Source organism: Alcanivorax sp. HI0083, from assembly GCF_001635175.1.
In genome coordinates this window covers 1-413 of sequence record NZ_LWFX01001659.1, presented here as the reverse complement: position 1 = coordinate 413, position 413 = coordinate 1, and the positions used below count along the sequence as shown (strand labels likewise).

Annotated in this window: 1 protein-coding gene; it reads right to left on the bottom strand. The window is 57.9% G+C overall.

From position 1 onward, the window contains the following. Positions 1-413, bottom strand: a 413-nt coding sequence (locus tag A3754_RS24370) for a tRNA-(ms[2]io[6]A)-hydroxylase (RefSeq protein WP_063521585.1), incomplete at both ends; no start/stop codon positions are given.

Below are 413 nucleotides of genomic sequence, written 5' to 3'. Positions count from 1 at the left end.
TACCGCCTTGAAAAAATCCACCCGTTCCGTAATCGGCCCCTGGGCATATTGCTCGGCCAGTTTCAGATAATCCTCAAAGTGGCGCGACTCGCTTTTCAATAAATAGCGGTAATAGCGCCCCAACTCCGCATCCACATGGGGCGCCAGAGCGGCAAAACGCTCACAGCTACGCGCCTCGATTAGCGCCCCCACAATCATGGTGTCCACCAGGCGCCCCGGCTCAGAGGTGCGGATATGCTGACGCATCCCCTTGGCATAGCGCGCCGGCGTCATGTGGTCGTAGGTGACGTCACGCTGACGCATCAGCTGTACCACCTGCTCAAAATGCAGCAGCTCCTCGCGGGCCAGTTGGCTCAACGTATCCAGTAGTTCCGGGCGGTCCACATAACGAAACATCAGATTAATCGCCGTGC